We start from the raw sequence: 17,875 nt of genomic DNA on the forward strand, positions 1-17,875 counted from the left end.
CGTCAAATAGCAGCAATAGATCAAAACTGTCGATCGCGGTCAAGATGGTGCCGTGGTTTTTATGAAAAACTGATCGCCAGATCACGCTATTTAAATTCTGGAATTAGCTGCGGAATGACGGTTATATATCAATAAATTATTAATATATTAAATGTGGCACATTTGCTGCCTTTACATATTCGTCTCCAGACTAAGTTGTTCAAATACAGATTAATGTGAATAACTAATTAACTAATAAAAGATGAAATAATGAGGCGAATATGACACATATTAAAAACGCAACAGATATCTCTAGACGTCATTTCCTTAAATTTTCTGGCGCGGCGACAGCAACGTCCGGATTACTATTGGCAGGACTGAGTACTGAAGCAGCTGCACAGAATGTCAGTGTGCCAAAACACTGGGACGAAACCTTTGACGTAGTAGTTATTGGCAGTGGCTTTGCAGGTCTGTCTGCCGCCATCGAAGCCAGAAAGGCTGGTGCTAACGTTATCGTCCTGGAAAAAATGCCTGTTCCGGGGGGAAATTCCACCATCAATGGCGGTGGTATGGCCGCAGTGGGCAGTGACGTACAAAAGGCTCATGGCGTTAAAGATTCTGTAGATCTGATGGTCGCCGATATGTACAAAGCGGGTCTGGGGCTTAACTATCCGCAACAGGCGCGGATGGTGGCGGAGAAAAGTAATGAAGCATTTGAATGGTGCCGCGATTATCTGGGTGTGAAATTCAAAGATACGCTGGCACATTTTGGGGGACATGCGGTTCCCCGCACACATACCACGACTATTCAATCCGGTTCCGGCATCGTGCAGCCAATGCTCCAAAAATGCGATGAACTGGGCGTACAACTGCAGAAAAAAGTCTATGTAAAACGGCTGATTGTGGACGGCGAACGGGTCGTTGGCTTGGAAGTGATCCCTAACTACCGTCAGGGAAAAGAAGATGCCAGTAACACCAAGTTCATCAAAGCCAACAAAGGGGTGGTGATGGCCGCCGGTGGTTTTGCTGCGGACGTGCTTTATCGCACCACGCAGGATCCACGTCTGACCGCCGAACTGGATACGACTAACCATAAGGGCGCCACTGCCGAATGTCTTAAGGAATTGATCCGTGTTGGTGGTAATCCTGTTCAGCTTTCCTGGATCCAATTAGGCCCGTGGGCATCACCAGATGAAAAGGGCTTTGGTCTGGCACCTATTTTTGCAGGTTACGCGGCCTACCCCAATGGCATCATGGTGGATCCACAAACCGGCAAGCGTTTTGTTAACGAACTTGCAGATCGTAAGATCCGCGCCGATGCCATCATTAAGACCGGGCATCCGGCCATTGGTATTTGCGATGAAGTGGGGATGCAGCCTGCCAAGCATGTAATGGACAAGTTGCTGGAGCGTGGGGTAGTACATAAATTCGATACCCTTAACGAGCTGGCGGCATTCTACAAGATCCCCGAAGCCGAACTGTTAGCTCAGGCGGAGCGCTACAACCGCTTTGTGGCACAGGGCAAAGACAGTGAATTCTCCAAACCATTCGATATGGGACAAAAGACGCTGGGCCAAGCACCTTTCTACGGTGTGCGTTTCTGGCCTAAAGCGCATCACACCATGGGCGGTATTGAGATCGATACCCAGGCGCGTGTGGTCAACATTGAAACCCGCAAACCTATTCCTGGCCTTTACGCCGCTGGCGAAATCACCGGAGGCACTCATGGGGCCTGTCGTTTAGGCACGGTTGCAATACCGGATTGCATTGTTTTTGGTCGTATCGCCGGACAGCAGGTTGTCAAGGCGTAAGGCATTTTGCCCGGTGCTCGCGCCGGGCACTCTTCTGGATTTGGGGAATTTACAAATGAAAACAACTATCGCTAATTTACGTGTAAAGACTGTTGCCGCCGCCATCAGCGCGACTATGTTACTTGCCTGTAGCAGCGCCAGTGCTGTGGATTTTGATGTCAATGGCACTAAGCTCACCTTTGGTGGCTATGCCAAAATGATGGTGATTTATGATACTGACGGTACAGTAAGTGCGCCTTATAACGGTGATCTTTACAGCGTTTACTCAACACCGATTGATGGTACCGCTAATGCGGACAAGACCGATCTGGACATGACCGCCAGAGAAAGCCGACTGTTTGTAAAAACGGCAACAGAAACGGAATACGGTACTCTGACTTCACATATCGAGGGCGATTTCTTTGCGGATATCGACGCCGATGGTCCTACCTGGTCTAACAGCAATGGTTTCCGTATTCGTCATGCCTATATGAAGCTACAAAACGGTAAACAGTCCATTTTAGCTGGGCAGACTTGGTCCAACTTTATGGATTTTGCCGGCATTATGCCATCGATGGACTTTTCATCAGACGCAGGTAACCCCTTTGTCCGTCAGCCACAGGTGCGTTACCAATACGATTTTGCGCCAGGAAACTACGCGTCCGTCAGTTTGGAAAACCCATCATTAGGTTTCTGTAACGCCGGACCGGCAGTGTTTGTTAATAGTGGATCTTCGGAAGATAAACTGCCAGACATGGTTGTGAAATACTTTTACGGCAATAAGACCTTTACCGTGTCGCCTCGAGCCGTGTTAAGACGATTCGAGATAGATGGTCAATCTGCATTTGGCTATGGTTTGGCCTTGAATACCAGCGTGAAATTCGGCGCTGGCCACAAAGCGGTACTTGGCATGATGTATGGCGATGGTATCGGCCGTTATGCGGGACTGGGTTTTAATGCTGGGGCTGGATTAACCACCGCAAATGATATTGAAACCTTGAAATTCAAAAGCATCATGGGTGGGGTGATCCTGGCGCTGAGCGACGACGTCAGTTGGACCGTTGGTGCGGGTTATTCAAAACAGGATGAAGAAGGATATGACATCGGTGCGTTGACCGCTATCGCCAATAAGACCGCGTTTTCCTGGCACAGCAATCTTTATTGGGATATTACCAAACAGCTGCAATACGCTGTTGGGGTGATGTCCGGTAAAGTGGAAAACATGGCTGGGGATGAAGGCGATATGACGCGCTTCCAGACCTATATCAAGTATTCATTTTAATACCATCGCTGCTTTAGACGGGTAATTAACCATGTGTAAATTGATCTTGAAAGCGGCGTTGGTCATGACTGCGATTGTGGGAATCCAGGCATTTGCAGCCAATACCATGAAACCGCATCATCAAGCCGCTGGGTTGAAATGTAATAGTTGTCATGCGACGACACCATTTCAAGCAGTATCGACGGATCAGTGTGTGCAATGCCATCAGTTGCCCCAGAAAAAGACGGATTATCATGGGGCACCCGATAAGCACGATTCGCCACACTATGGCCCAACGTTGGATTGCGATAACTGCCACCACGAACACGAGGCGTCGGAAAACTATTGCAACAACTGTCATGACTTTGATTTTAAAGTGCCATAACCCCTGAACAGGGTGTCGTCAATATTCCCGCCTGTTGCTCCCGGGCGGGAATATTTTTAACACAGTATTAATTGAAGACAGTCACGGCGTTTTTTGGGCGGCTGACATATATTGGCAATACACCATCCGTATGTGGAAATAAGCATGAATACCTCAGAACTTGATCTAAGGGAGTTGTTGTCTTTTAAACCCAGGGGTGGTGCCATCAGTTTTCTTGGGCAGCGCATGTATCTGACGGATCTGTTTTCCCATGGTTTGCAGCAGATGGAGCTATGTCGCACGCTGGGACCGGAAATCACGCAATCAATCATCGTTCGTGCTGGTTTTTCTAAAGGATGGTTGGTTGCCGAACGCATAAAACGGCAGATGCCCGACGCATGGGCGGAAGCCCGTAAAGGCAAACTCGGGCCATTGCTCTGCTCTATGTATGGTTTTGGTGAAGTGTTGAGCAGTCAGCGCCGAGATGGTATTCAAGCTACCCCGTTGGTGGAAACCTATTTTATCAGCCTATACGAAGCAGAACAGCACTTACGCATGCATGGTTTGAGCAACGTCCCTGTATGTTGGGAGCAGATAGGATTTGCCAGTGGTTATGTTTCCAATCTTGAAGGCCGAACGGTGTACTTTATTGAGGATGAATGTCAGGCCAAAGGCGACAGTTATTGTCATCTACGGGGAAATTATCTGGAACAGTGGGGGGAGGAAATTACGCCCTATCTGCCAGTATACAGTGGTATCTGTAATGAAACCGTGGCGACCCAACTAGCCGACGTGTTGCGATCGGATGAGGCATTGCCGCGCAATATGCAAGACAAGATCAACCTGTCATTAAAACTGACATCTATTGAGGACGGTTATCCGGTTTCCAACAGCTATGCCATGCGTAGCTTACTGGAGATGGCGATAAATGTTGCCAAAGTGCCCACTTCTGTTCTTATCACCGGTGAAAGCGGCGTGGGCAAAGAGAAGCTGGTGCAATATATCCACAAAAATTCACCGAGAAGTGATAAGCCTTTAGTGGCAATAAACTGTGGAGCGCTGAATGAAACACTGCTTGAAAATGAGTTGTTTGGCCATGTGCGCGGCGCATTTACCGGGGCCGATTGCAGTAAGAGTGGTTTGATAGAAGCCGCTGACGGCGGTACTTTATTTCTGGACGAAGTGGCTGAGCTGTCTCCCGCCACTCAAGTGAAATTACTGCGGGTGCTGCAGGAAAAAGAAGTACGCAGACTCGGAGATACCGAGACTAACCATGTCGATGTGCGGATCATCTCCGCTACTAATAAAAGTTTGGAAGCGGCAGTAGAAGCCGGCGAGTTCCGACAGGATCTATACTATCGTCTGAAGGTGATCGAGCTCAATATTCCGCCGTTACGTGAGCGAACGGAAGATATTTTACCTCTGAGCCGCTACTTCCTGATGAAATTCAATCAAGAGCTAGGTAAGAGCCATACTGGATTTCATTATAAGACCGCTGACTTATTGCTGAGCCATAACTGGCCGGGAAATGTTCGAGAACTGGTGAATGCTATCGAGCGCGCCGTGGTTCTCAGTGCCGGGCCACAGATAATGCCGGAAGACCTGCCTCACGAAATTCGTGACACTTTATGCCTGCCGTCAGTTGCTGGTGATATCCGGGCGCTACATGAAGTGGAGAAAGATTACATCTTGGCGGTGCTGGAAAAACTCGATAACAACAAGACGCAAGCCGCTGAAAAACTGGGAATGAGCCTGGCAACGCTGTATCGCAAACTTAAAGAATACGGGGCGCTGCAAATCGCGATCTGTTCGTGGCTTTACTCCATCGCCGCCATTTTACCGGGAGTTTAATCAGCTAAATGGGCTGAACAGTGTTGTTAATAAGACTTCCGTTCAGTCATCAACGTGAGCGTCAACGCAGCTCGCAACACGTGAATTGCAAGTCCATCTGATCATAGGATTTGGAGTAGCCACGGCCGTTGCTCAGTGCTTTAATCTGCTGTGGTTGACGCAGATCATCCATTCAGCGGCGCGTTGTGCTAGCCTGCGCATCATGGCTGTTTCCGGCCAGCAGAGAACATCCTCTTTCCCTAAGGTAAAAATAACATGTCTAATCATAAGCCTTCGCTGATAGGCAGGCTCTGGAGCCGTTGGCAACGTCTGCCGTTATGGCTGCAGATCCTGGCAGGGATGTCGCTGGGTATTGTTGTCGGTCAGTTATTGGGTGAACGCGCTGACTACCTCAAACCTATCGGCACCCTGTTTGTAAACACCATTAAAATGCTGATTGTGCCCTTGGTATTCTGCTCGCTGATCGTCGGAGTCACCTCGATGCAAGATACCAGCAAGATGGGGCGTATTGGCTTTAAATCGTTTGCGTTTTATCTGGCGACAACCTCCATAGCTATCTCATTAGGCTTATTGGTGGGGGCCTTAATGGCTCCCGGCGAAGGTCTGCCATTAGCTGCACATGCAGTCGCGGCTGACAGTAAACCCGTTCCTTCGATTATGGAAACCCTGATCAATATCGTACCAACCAACCCGGTGGCGGCACTGGCCGATGGGCAAATACTGCAAGTGATTGTTTTTGCGGTGGCATTGGGCGTGGCGTTAGTACTGATTGGTGAGCATGGTAAACCCGCCATTCGGGTGTTTGAGAGCCTAGCCGAAGCCATGTACAAACTGACGGATATGGTGATGAAACTGGCTCCCTACGGTGTGTTTGGCTTGATGGCGTGGGTTTCTGGGAAATATGGTATGCAGATGTTGCTGCCATTGCTGAAAGTGATCGTTGCAGTATATCTGGGTTGCATCTTGCACGTATTGGGTTTTTACAGCATCGTGCTGAGTGTCTTTGCCCGTCTCAACCCGTTACAGTTTTTCAAAGGTGTCAGCAATGCGCTGGCAGTGGCTTTTACCACATCCAGTTCTGCCGGTACTTTGCCCGTCAGCATGAAGTGCGCCAGCGAATATCTTGGGGTGAATAAAAAGATCTCCAGTTTTGTATTACCACTGGGGGCAACCATTAACATGGATGGAACTGCCTTGTACCAAGGGGTGACGGCGCTGTTTGTCGCACAGGCATTTGGCGTGGATCTAACCTGGGTTGACTATGCCACCATTGTATTGACCGCAACCTTAGCGTCTATTGGCACCGCAGGTGTTCCTGGTGCCGGTCTGGTGATGTTGACGCTGGTACTTAATTCGGTGGGGTTACCGCTGGAAGGGGTGGCGTTGATTGCGGGTATTGACCGAATTCTTGATATGGCACGGACGGTCGTGAATGTGGCTGGCGATCTAGTGGCAACGACGGTGATTGCCAAATCTGAAGATGAACTGGATCTGGCACATTACAATGCGGATTTACAGCAAAGTGCGCGCATTGCAGAACAGAATGCCGCATCGGAGCAGCAGACAGACTAATACATAAATCAGCGGCGAGTTAGTTGCGCTTTAAGGTCAGTAGTGAGTTGTCATGACTATCCACAAGCAACAGTTTGCCGTTTTTAATGACGGCTTTAGTAACCAGGGGTAGCAGTTGCATGACTTGCTGCTCTTGTTGCATCAGTTCATCGACACAGGCTTTCATGGTGCTGGTAGCCGGGCTGATGTGCAGCTGTTGCCCATTGAGCTGATAACTGCCAGAGAAATAGTTACAGCTGTTATTGCCACTAAGCTGATTTTTGGCGTTAAAGGTGAGCTGCGCTGGGCTAAAATCGACCACTGGCCGCTCTTGCAGCCGTTCTATGTGCCAGCGGCCCAATAGGGATGCGCTAGTGACTGGTATCGCTGTCATTGACTGACATGCACTAAGCGACAGCAGCCCCAGTGCTAACAAGGTGGGTTTTCGCATTCAACGGTTCCATCAGAGTATTGACACGGAAGTGTGACAATTTTTGCGGGAGAAATGAAGTTCAGCCTGCTGTTAACCGTATATAGGTTACGGGATATCGGGCGATGTTAGCTTGGCGTGAACATCGCCCACAAAAATGTTAATCGTCGTGATGGGGCTGGGATGAGCGTAATCCGGACTTGGCTTCGTCTACCATGGCTACCAGCTTGGCTGTTGAATCTGGGGTGAAAAAGCGATAGCTGTAATCCAGTGACATAGGTAGCGGCGATTGGTTGAAGATTCGCTCCACCCGTCGCACGATATGTTCCAAATCCCGTTCTAGATCCACAAATACCAGCAACACAAATTTAGTGTCATCATAATGTGCGGCAATATCCGCCGCTCTCAGGGTGGAAAGCAGCAAATTGGCTAACTCCTGATGGCTGCGTTTTAACACTTCATCATTGATATCACCTGTTGGTTCCAGCTCAAAGAAAATCACCCCACAGTGAGCGCCAAAGCGACGGCCGAGATTGAGTTGCCGTGGGGCCATCATAATAAAACCGTAATGATTGAGCATGCCGGTATTGGCATCTCGCATCGACAGCGCTTCAATGCGGTGATTTTGACAGAATAACGCCAGATCCTGCTGCAGTAGGATCTGAAAGGGTTCTAACATCAGTGGGCTGACATGCTGGTTCTCGTTGGCACGAGCATTCAGCACGCATAAACATCCAAAGACTGAACCATCCGGCCAATGTACTGGGCGAGACAGGATACACAGGATACTGCGAAACTCATCTGGATATTCATCCGCAGTGCCTTGTGTCAGATCCAGATTCAGGCCGTCGGGGCTACTGTAGGCCATGCGCTGCAATAGCGAAGTATCGGCATCAAAGATTTTGCCTGGCGCCAACTGCATGCTGTTGTCAGCGGCGCTGACAATCACTTCATAACCCGCATCTATTTTTTGCAGTACAAACACTTTGTCAGCCTGATAATAGTGTTTCATCAGCTCACACTGGTGCATCCAACGCACCAGATTCAGGCCATGATTGTCATTTTCCAGCAAACTAATTCCCGGTTTAACCGATTCAGGCAGCATGGCCTTATCCTTTGTGAGGGCGATAGGCATTAAGTGTGGAGTTGTTATAGTTATTTTGCAACTTTGAGTAGGTGATGTTCCACTTATTGTCAATGTCAGTGCAACAACCGTAGCTATCAAAGGGAATATTTGTACTCTGAATCTATGTAAAATGTGGATTATCAGTCGTAGTGCGATGATTGTTAAAGTTAATATACAAATATCTCCTGGTGCTGTTGATGTACCTTGTTGGAAAATTTCTGGTTGTAGCAACGGACTTATATGCGGATGACACAGGATTTGCTAGCCTTAAAGCATCATCAACTGTGTGAGTAAGAACACGATGGAAACTCAGAAATTACATACACAGGAGTCGTTACTGAGGCTCAGCAAAACCTTGAGATTATCTTCTTTTGATATGGCCCGTTGGCTGGTGTCATTGCTGACATTACAGCAGCAGAAATGCCGGGTAGTTGAGGCGAGTGTTCAGGGTAAGGAAGGGCAGCGCTTTCTGGTGTTTGCGCTAGACAGCATTTTTGATTGTGGTCGCAGCAATAATTACCACAGCCAACTGACGCTGGTGACCGAAGAATCACAGGTGAAAGCGGCAGAAACGGTAACTGTGACGCCATTACCTCCGCAGCAATTAGCGTTTATGTGTATGGAAAGTGCTCATTTCGATCATTGTTACTAAGACGCAGATGTAAAAAAACCGCCAACTGGCGGTTTTTTTAGAGCCAACGACTTATAACCCGGCGTCGTCGCGCAGCGCGTCAGCCTTGTTGGTCTGTTCCCAAGGGAATTCATTACGACCAAAGTGACCATAAGCTGCTGTTGCCTGGTAGATCGGACGGGCCAGATCCAACATTTCGGTTAACCCATATGGGCGCAGGTCAAAGTGACGACGCACCAGCGCGATCAGCTTGTCTTCCGGTAATCTGCCAGTACCAAAGGTTTCCACACTGATAGAAGTCGGCTCTGCTACCCCAATGGCATAAGAAACCTGGATCTCACAACGATCTGCTAACCCGGCAGCGACAATGTTCTTGGCGACATAACGAGCCGCGTAAGCAGCGCTACGATCTACTTTGGATGGATCTTTACCGGAGAATGCACCACCACCGTGACGCGCCATACCACCGTATGTGTCGACGATAATTTTGCGGCCAGTGAGACCACAGTCACCCATAGGACCACCAATCACAAAACGACCGGTTGGGTTGATAAAGAATTTGGTGTCTTTGGTCAGCCACTGCTGAGGTAATACTGGCTTGATGATGGTTTCCATCACGCCTTCTTGCAATTCTTTCAGGCTGATTGCATCGCTATGCTGAGTTGACAGCACCACAGCATCAATACCCACGATCTGATCATTATCGTAAACAAAAGTCACTTGCGATTTCGCATCGGGACGCAGCCAAGGCAACAGTCCCTGCTTACGTACTTGTGACTGGCGTTTCACCAAAGCATGTGCGTAAGTGATGGGGGCAGGCATCAGCACGTCGGTTTCGTTACTGGCGTATCCGAACATCAACCCTTGATCACCGGCGCCCTGTTCTTTGGGATCCTTACGGTCAACCCCTTGATTGATATCGGGTGACTGCTTACCAATGGCGCTGAGTACCGCGCAGGAGTTAGCATCAAAGCCCATATCGGAACTGGTATAACCGATTTCACGTACGGTGTTACGGGTCAGTTCTTCAATATCCACCCAAGCAGAAGTGGTAATCTCACCACCTACCATCACCATGCCGGTTTTGACATAGGTTTCACAGGCAACACGGGCCTTAGGGTCTTGGGTGAGAATGGCGTCGAGCACCGCATCAGAAATCTGATCGGCGATTTTATCAGGATGTCCTTCTGACACAGATTCAGAAGTAAAGAGGTGTCTTGCCATAGTCTGGAAAATCTCGTGATTAATAGAAAAACCTTTAGCTGCAACTATATCCGTATAGAAGCATCTACATCTAGACGTCTATTTTAATTTAATTTGGGTATTATAAAACCCCTTTTGCTGATATTTGTGCAGTACGCCCCATCGCTGTTGCCAATGTCCAGTAATTTCTTTATTGATATCAGCAGCTTTTAACCATCTGATAGTAAGTACTCGTTAGCTTTTTGTCTTGTCAGCTTTACACCTCGGTTTGATGAGTCTGTAACACATGAAGGTTTTTATACTAAGTTATGGCCATTCGTGCTGACTTTGCTCGTCGGATCTAAATAGCTGTTCCTAATTGCGTTTCACTCGAGGAATAGTGGCTATTCCGATAAGTCGACCCTCCGTGTCAGGGATGACGCGGTGGAGTCCCATGGATGGGGTTATGTGTGTCGACGTTGGGAATGGCCTCTGTGATCTGGTATTAAGAACACTTATCTAGGTCGCAAAGCCGGAAATATATTTGCGTCAACTGCCCCTCTGCGGGAAAATAACCGCCAATTTCCGCCCGACAAATCTCAAGACCCACTACGCAGGAGAAAGCATGTCTTCCCGTAAAGAACTCGCTAACGCTATTCGTGTGTTAAGTATGGATGCTGTGCAAAAAGCTAAATCCGGCCATCCAGGTGCCCCAATGGGCATGGCAGATATTGCAGAAGTCCTTTGGCGCGGGCATCTGCGGCATAATCCACTTAATCCACAATGGGCTAACCGCGACCGTTTCGTGCTATCCAACGGCCATGGTTCTATGCTGCTTTATTCGCTGCTGCATCTGTCTGGCTATGATCTGAGCATTGATGATCTGAAGCAATTTCGCCAGTTGCACTCGCGTACTCCCGGTCATCCAGAATACGGCTATGCGCCAGGGGTAGAAACTACTACCGGGCCGTTGGGGCAGGGCATCACCAATGCCGTGGGGATGGCGATTGCTGAAAAAGTATTAGCGGCACAATTCAATCGTGCAGGACATGAGATTGTGGATCACCACACTTATGTATTCATGGGTGATGGCTGCATGATGGAAGGTATCTCGCACGAAGCTTGTTCACTGGCGGGGACGCTGGGCTTAGGCAAGCTGATTGCTTTCTGGGATGACAACGGTATTTCAATTGACGGTCATGTAGACGGCTGGTTCAGTGACGACACTGCAAAACGCTTTGAAGCTTATGGCTGGCAGGTGATCCCGGCGGTGGATGGTCATAATGCTGAAGCGATTAACGCGGCTATCGAGCAAGCTAAAGCCGATCCACGACCATCACTGATCTGCTGTAAAACCATCATTGGTTATGGCTCACCTAACAAATCCGGCTCCCATGATTGTCACGGCTCACCACTGGGTGATGCTGAAGTGGCAGCTTCTCGCGAATTTTTGGGCTGGCCGTATGCACCGTTTGAAATTCCAGCCGAGATTTATAGCGCGTGGGACGCAAAGGCCGCAGGTAGTGCCGCGGAAGCGGACTGGGAAACTCAGTTGGCTGCATACGCCGCTGCTTATCCCGAATTGGCAGCTGAATTGAAACGCCGTGTCAGCGGCCAGTTGCCAGCGGATTTTGCGGCAGGCGCGCAGGCGTATATCGAACAGTTGCAGGCTAATCCTGCCAATATCGCCTCACGCAAGGCATCGCAAAATGCATTGGAAGCCTTCGGTAAATTACTGCCAGAATTTCTCGGTGGCAGTGCTGACTTAGCGCCTTCTAATCTGACCATGTATTCCGCTTCCAAGTCCATTAGCCGCGATGATGCATCCGGTAACTATCTGCACTACGGGGTGCGTGAGTTCGGTATGTCGGCGATGATGAACGGTATCGCACTGCATGGTGGCTTTGTGCCTTACGGCGCGACCTTCCTGATGTTTATGGAATATGCGCGTAATGCACTGCGTATGGCCGCGCTGATGAAACAGCGGGTAATTTTTGTATATACCCACGACTCTATTGGTCTGGGTGAAGACGGCCCAACTCATCAACCAGTGGAGCAAACGGCTACGTTGCGTTTGATGCCTAATATGAGTACTTGGCGCCCATGCGATCAGGTGGAATCCGCTATCGCCTGGAAATATGCCATTGAACGCCAGGATGGGCCAACCTCGTTAATTTTCTCCCGCCAGAATCTAACACAGATGCCACGTACTGCGGTGCAGTTGGCCGATGTGGCAAAAGGCGGTTACGTGCTGGTGGATTGTGACGGTACACCTGAACTGATCTTTATCGCCACGGGTTCTGAAGTGGAACTGGCAGTAAAAGCCCAAGCTGAATTGACCGCTGCTGGTCATAAGGTGCGGGTAGTTTCTATGCCAGCCACTGACGTGTTCGACAAGCAGGATGCCGCTTATAAAGAAGCGGTATTACCCGCCGCGGTCAGCAAACGTGTGGCGGTGGAAGCGGGCATTGCCGATTATTGGTACAAGTACGTCGGTCTTAACGGCAAGATTGTTGGTATGACAACTTTTGGTGAGTCAGCGCCAGCGGGTGAGCTGTTTGCAGAGTTCGGCTTTACCGTCGATAACGTAGTGGCAACGGCGAAGTCATTGCTGGCATGAACCGTAACTGAACGAAAGGCCTGACAGGGCTTTGCTTTGCTCGCCATTCATAACGGCCTGTCTTATGATAGGCCGTTGTTTTATCGCCCTGAAATAGAGGGATATGAATTACCGATGATCAGAGTTGCTATCAATGGTTATGGCCGCATTGGCCGCTCCGTATTACGGGCATTGTATGAATCCGGCAAGCGCCAGCAGTTGCAAATTGTCGCGATTAACGAGTTGGCAAAACCTGAAGCCATGGTACATCTGACAAACTATGACACCACGCACGGCCGCTTCTCGCTCCGTGCCAGTCTGGAACAGGAGCTGATGCAGGTGGGTAATGACGCTATCACCCTGCTGCACCAAGCAGATGCCAGTAAGTTACCTTGGCAGCAACTGGATGTAGATCTGGTGTTGGAATGCACAGGGGCACTGCATGACCGCGCCGCCTGTGCCACGCATCTGCTGGCGGGTGCGCGCAAGGTATTGATAAGCCACCCGGCGTCGGCGGATGTCGATGCTACCATTGTGTATGGCGTTAACGATGAACTGTTGACCCCTGAACATACCGTGGTGTCTAACGCTTCATGCACCACCAACTGTGTGATCCCGGTGATTTCCGAACTGGATCGTCATTTTGGTATTCGCAGCGGCGCGATTACCACGATTCACGCCTCAATGAATGATCAGCAGGTGATCGATGCCTATCACGATGATTTGCGTCGTACCCGTGCGGCCAGTCAGTCGATTATTCCGGTCGATACCAAGTTGGCGCGTGGTATTGAGCGAATTTTGCCGCAGATGAAAGACAAGTTTGAAGCTATCTCGGTGCGAGTGCCAACCGTCAATGTCACCGCTATTGACGTGTCGCTGACCGTGGATAAACGGGTGAATATTGCCACTGTTAACCAAGTATTGCTTGAGGCCACCCGTGGCCGTCTTGATGGCATTCTGGGCTTTACCGATGAGCCTTTGGTATCATGCGACTTTAATCATGATCCGCGCTCCAGTGTGGTGGATGGTACCCAGACCCGTGTCAGTGACGGTCATCTGATCAAACTGTTACTGTGGTGTGATAACGAATGGGGTTTTGCCAATCGGATGTTGGACACGGCGCTGGCGATGTTTCCGCCAGAGGCATAACTTTTTGGGGTAGTGCTTGACCGCTACCAAGACAAGCGCAAATTTATAGTTACTACAGGAAGCATGAACATGGCGATTATCAAAATGTCAGATCTGGATCTGCAGGGAAAGCGCGTGCTTATCCGTGAAGATCTCAACGTGCCAGTTGCCGATGGGGTGGTGACCAGTGATGCACGTTTGCGTGCCTCTTTGCCCACTATCAAGCTGGCACTGGAAAAAGGTGCCGCGGTGATGGTGATGTCTCACTTAGGGCGGCCAACAGAAGGGGAATATAATGCAGAATTTTCGCTGCAGCCGGTAGTGGATTATCTTGCTAAAGCGCTGGATTGCCCGGTGCGCCTTGAGACCGATTACCTGGACGGTGTTGACGTTGCCGTGGGCGAAGTGGTGGTGTTTGAAAACGTCCGTTTTAACAAAGGTGAAAAGAAAAATGATGACGCGTTGTCGAAAAAAATGGCAGCGCTTTGTGATGTTTATGTGATGGATGCTTTTGGTACCGCCCATCGCGCGCAAGCATCTACCCACGGCGTGGGGATGTTTGCTCCTGTGGCCTGTGCTGGCCCACTGCTTGCGGCCGAACTGGAAGCGCTGGCTAAGGCGATGGATAACCCGAAACGGCCATTGGTCGCCATTGTCGGTGGCTCCAAAGTGTCTACCAAGCTGACGGTGCTGGAAAGCTTGTCCAAAATCGTTGATCAGTTAGTGGTGGGCGGCGGTATTGCCAACACCTTTATCGCCGCTGCCGGTCACAATGTCGGTAAATCGCTGTACGAAGCCGACTTACTTGATGAGGCCAAACGGCTGGTGGCCAATGCTCAGAGTCGTGGTGGCGATATTCCAGTGCCAACCGATGTGGTTGTGGGCAAAGAATTCAGCGCTGATGCGGTTGCCACGTTAAAAGACGTAACCGATGTCGCCGATGATGACATGATTTTCGATATTGGCCCCGACAGCGCTGAAGTGCTGTCTGACATTATTATGAATGCCGGTACTATCGTGTGGAATGGTCCGGTGGGCGTATTCGAATTTGATCAGTTTGGCGCTGGCACAAAGTGTATTGCCGAAGCAATTGCCGCATCTCCAGCATTTTCTATTGCCGGTGGTGGTGACACTCTGGCAGCGGTGGATAAATACGGCATTGCTGATCAGGTTTCTTACATTTCAACCGGTGGTGGTGCGTTCCTGGAGTTTTTGGAAGGGAAAGAGCTACCAGCGGTGGCGATGTTGCAGGCTCGTGGCAACTGACATAAAAAATTTATCATAAGCTGTCGGCCATGACCGGCAGCGCTATTTACAGCTTATAGACAATTGGACCCGGGCAATCACCATTGCCCATGAAAGGAGATAACAGATTATGGCCTTAATTTCCCTGCGTCAGTTGCTGGACCACGCTGCCGAACACGGTTATGGCGTGCCAGCGTTTAACGTGAATAACTTGGAACAGATGCGCGCTATTATGCAGGCGGCTGAAGCGACTGACAGTCCTGTCATCGTGCAAGCCTCTGCCGGTGCTCGTAAATATGCTCGCCCACAATTTCTGAAATATCTGATGACCGCCGCGCTGGAACAGTACCCCGATATCCCCGTGTGTATCCATCAGGACCACGGTACTCACCCAGACGTATGTCAGCGCTCTATCCAACTGGGTATGTCATCAGTGATGATGGATGGCTCACTGATGTCAGACGGCAAAACTCCGGCCACTTATGATTACAACGTGCATGTCACTCGCACAACTGTAGCCTTTGCCCACGCTTGTGGGGTGTCTGTAGAAGGTGAAATCGGCTGCCTTGGCAGTCTGGAAACCGGAACTGCGGGTGAAGAAGATGGCATTGGTGCTGAAGGTACCCTGAGCCATGATCAGATGTTGACCAGCCCAGATGAAGCCGCTCGTTTTGTGGCTGATACCCATGTGGATGCGTTGGCCATTGCTATTGGCACTAGCCACGGTGCTTACAAGTTCAGCCGTAAACCTACTGGTGATGTCCTGCGTATCGACCGCATCAAAGAGATCCACGCCCGTATTCCTAACACCCATCTGGTGATGCACGGTTCTTCATCGGTACCGCAAAAATGGTTGCAGATCATCAATCAGTACGGTGGTGATATGCCAGAAACTTATGGTGTTCCAGTCGAAGAGATTGTCGAAGGCATCAAACACGGCGTGCGCAAAGTGAATATTGATACCGACCTGCGTCTAGCATCAACTGGCGCGGTGCGTAAATTCCTGGCGGAAAATCCGCGGGAGTTTGACCCTCGCAAATTCCTTAAAGCTTCCATGGACGCTATGGCCGAAATCTGTGTGGAACGCTATGAAGCGTTCGGTTGCGCTGGCATGGGCTCCAAGATCAAGCCGCTGTCGCTGCAGGCTATGTATAAGCGTTATCAGACTGGGGAATTGGATCCTCAAGTTAACCGTTGATAACTCGGTAATGATCAAAGAAGCCCGCTAATGCGGGCTTCTTTTTATGGCACAGGCTAACGGTTTTAATCACTGCGCGGGCGCCACATAATGACAACAATGGAGACCAGCGCCAATACCATGCAATACCAAACATCGGAAACGGCCTGCAGTGGTGATATTTTGAAGTGAGAGGCGATTAACAAGGCTTGTGCGCCGTATGGAATTAGCCCTTGAATAATACAGGCAAAAATATCTAACAAGCTAGCGGCACGTTTGGCACTGACGGCATTCTGCCGCGCTAAATCCCGGGCAATATCACCATTGATCACGATGGACACGGTATTGTTGGCAACACAGGTGTTGGTGAGTGCTACCATTCCAGCCATCCCCAGTTCAGCGGCTCTGCTGGAGTTATCACCACGACTGTGAGAGAAGCGACGGATTAAGGCTTCGATGTGCCGACTGATATATGCCAGCCCGCCTTGTTGCTGCATCAATGCTGCCAGCCCGCCCACTAACATCGACAGTATAAAGATCTCCTGCATATTGCCAAAACCTTGGTAGATGTCGTTGCTAAAGGCGACCAGGCCATAATCACCGCTGTAGAGGCCCACGCCACCCGCAAATAAAATGCCTAATACCAGCACCACGAATACGTTCACGCCTGCCACCGCAAGCAGCAAAATACTGACGTAAGGTAGCACTTTCACCACGTCTATTGGTTGCGCGGGAATGCTGGCACTGCCAGTCGATGCTAGAACAAATAACACCAACGTGATGATGGCGGATGGAATGGCGAAAATCAGGTTTTCACGGAATTTGTCGCGCATATAGCACCCCTGAGTGCGGGTCGCGGCAATGGTGGTATCGGAAATAATCGACAGGTTGTCACCAAAGAGTGCGCCAGACATTACGGCCCCTGCCATGAGTGTTAGATCAATATTGGCTTCTTCGGCAATGCCTAGCGCTATCGGCGCTACAGCAGCGATGGTGCCCATAGAGGTGCCCATGGCGGTAGCAATAAAGGCGGCAATCACAAAAAAGCCGGGTAACAGCAATTGGGACGGTATAAACTGCAACCCCAGTGCCACGGTGGCATCCACACCACCGGTTGCTTTGGCAACCGAAGCAAAAGCACCTGCCAGCAGGTAGATCAAACACATCGCAATAATATTGCTGTGGCCAATCCCGGCCATAAAGGTATCCAGCGTTTGATTTAATTGCTGCTTGGACAGCAGCACGGCCAGCACAATTGCTGGCAAAATAGCGACTGGACTGGGCAATTGGTAAAACGCCATCGCTACGCCATTGGCTTGAAAATACAGTCCGGCGCCGATAAACAGCAGCAAAAACAATAATAGGGGTAACAGTGCTATTGCCGATGGTGCGACAGTGGCTTGGGTATTTGTTGTCAAAATCTTCTTCTCAGTATGTTCTGTCCGCGGTGCAAACGGCAGTTTGCTGACGGTGTAGCTGTGTGGCGACGACTGCACTTACTATTGCAGTTATTGGCGCAGCATAGGGGATCAGTCGGAAGCTGTCAATTTAGCCATCTAGA

The 17,875-nt window shown here is 49.9% G+C and carries 14 protein-coding genes; 10 read left to right on the plus strand and 4 right to left on the minus strand.

Annotated features, from left to right (window positions below):
- The first annotated feature begins 260 nt into the window (after positions 1-260).
- The 5 genes from J3L11_RS09220 to J3L11_RS09240 all read left to right on the plus strand — a co-directional run bounded on the left by J3L11_RS09220 (position 261) and on the right by J3L11_RS09240 (position 6,817).
- Entirely contained in the window at positions 261-1,790 is a 1,530-nt protein-coding gene (locus J3L11_RS09220) for a flavocytochrome c (RefSeq protein ID WP_207570811.1), read from the plus strand.
- Positions 1,791-1,845: 55 nt separating this feature from the next.
- Positions 1,846-3,051, plus strand: coding sequence for a DcaP family trimeric outer membrane transporter (locus J3L11_RS09225; protein WP_207570812.1), 1,206 nt, complete (start codon positions 1,846-1,848; stop codon positions 3,049-3,051).
- A gap of 31 nt (positions 3,052-3,082) precedes the next feature.
- The gene (locus tag J3L11_RS09230) at positions 3,083-3,415 is read left to right on the plus strand and encodes a cytochrome c3 family protein (RefSeq protein WP_133039834.1); all 333 of its coding nucleotides are present in this window, start codon (positions 3,083-3,085) and stop codon (positions 3,413-3,415) included.
- A 144-nt stretch (positions 3,416-3,559) separates the two neighbouring features.
- Positions 3,560-5,245 (plus strand): sigma-54-dependent Fis family transcriptional regulator, encoded by a 1,686-nt coding sequence (locus J3L11_RS09235; protein ID WP_189617012.1) that lies wholly within the window; start codon positions 3,560-3,562, stop codon positions 5,243-5,245.
- 255 nt (positions 5,246-5,500) lie between these two features.
- Positions 5,501-6,817 (plus strand): dicarboxylate/amino acid:cation symporter, encoded by a 1,317-nt coding sequence (locus J3L11_RS09240; protein ID WP_207570813.1) that lies wholly within the window; start codon positions 5,501-5,503, stop codon positions 6,815-6,817.
- Between the two features lie 19 nt (positions 6,818-6,836).
- On the opposite strand, the gene J3L11_RS09245 is transcribed toward J3L11_RS09240, so the two are convergent.
- Together J3L11_RS09245 and J3L11_RS09250 are read right to left on the minus strand one after the other, a co-directional pair.
- Positions 6,837-7,247, minus strand: coding sequence for an META domain-containing protein (locus J3L11_RS09245; RefSeq protein ID WP_207570814.1), 411 nt, complete (start codon positions 7,245-7,247; stop codon positions 6,837-6,839).
- Positions 7,248-7,386: 139 nt separating this feature from the next.
- Complete coding sequence (locus tag J3L11_RS09250; protein WP_133039830.1) at positions 7,387-8,331, minus strand: GGDEF domain-containing protein; 945 nt, start codon at positions 8,329-8,331, stop codon at positions 7,387-7,389.
- Positions 8,332-8,653: 322 nt separating this feature from the next.
- Between J3L11_RS09250 and J3L11_RS09255 the strand changes: the two genes are divergently transcribed.
- A complete protein-coding gene (locus J3L11_RS09255) occupies positions 8,654-9,004 on the plus strand; it encodes a hypothetical protein (protein WP_207570815.1) in 351 nt (116 codons plus the stop codon).
- Positions 9,005-9,055: 51 nt separating this feature from the next.
- Here J3L11_RS09255 and metK read toward each other — a convergent pair whose 3' ends face one another.
- The gene (metK, locus tag J3L11_RS09260; RefSeq protein WP_133039828.1) at positions 9,056-10,207 is read right to left on the minus strand and encodes a methionine adenosyltransferase; all 1,152 of its coding nucleotides are present in this window, start codon (positions 10,205-10,207) and stop codon (positions 9,056-9,058) included.
- A 583-nt stretch (positions 10,208-10,790) separates the two neighbouring features.
- On the opposite strand from metK, the gene tkt reads away from it, so the two are divergent.
- The 4 genes from tkt (at position 10,791) to fba (ending at position 16,335) form a co-directional block, all read left to right on the plus strand.
- The gene (tkt, locus tag J3L11_RS09265) at positions 10,791-12,785 is read left to right on the plus strand and encodes a transketolase (RefSeq protein ID WP_207570816.1); all 1,995 of its coding nucleotides are present in this window, start codon (positions 10,791-10,793) and stop codon (positions 12,783-12,785) included.
- 114 nt (positions 12,786-12,899) lie between these two features.
- The gene (epd, locus tag J3L11_RS09270; protein ID WP_207570817.1) at positions 12,900-13,913 is read left to right on the plus strand and encodes an erythrose-4-phosphate dehydrogenase; all 1,014 of its coding nucleotides are present in this window, start codon (positions 12,900-12,902) and stop codon (positions 13,911-13,913) included.
- A 69-nt stretch (positions 13,914-13,982) separates the two neighbouring features.
- A complete protein-coding gene (locus J3L11_RS09275) occupies positions 13,983-15,158 on the plus strand; it encodes a phosphoglycerate kinase (RefSeq protein ID WP_189617018.1) in 1,176 nt (391 codons plus the stop codon).
- A 109-nt stretch (positions 15,159-15,267) separates the two neighbouring features.
- Positions 15,268-16,335 carry a class II fructose-bisphosphate aldolase gene (gene fba, locus J3L11_RS09280; protein ID WP_133039824.1) on the plus strand — a complete coding sequence of 356 codons (1,068 nt, stop codon included), beginning with the start codon at positions 15,268-15,270 and terminating at the stop codon, positions 16,333-16,335.
- Positions 16,336-16,400: 65 nt separating this feature from the next.
- Here the strand turns inward: fba and J3L11_RS09285 are convergent, their stop codons facing one another.
- Complete coding sequence (locus tag J3L11_RS09285) at positions 16,401-17,732, minus strand: Na+/H+ antiporter NhaC family protein (RefSeq protein WP_189617019.1); 1,332 nt, start codon at positions 17,730-17,732, stop codon at positions 16,401-16,403.
- Positions 17,733-17,875: the final 143 nt, after the last annotated feature.

Source organism: Shewanella sp. 4t3-1-2LB (genome assembly GCF_017368415.1).
Lineage (GTDB): Bacteria > Pseudomonadota > Gammaproteobacteria > Enterobacterales > Shewanellaceae > Shewanella > Shewanella fodinae.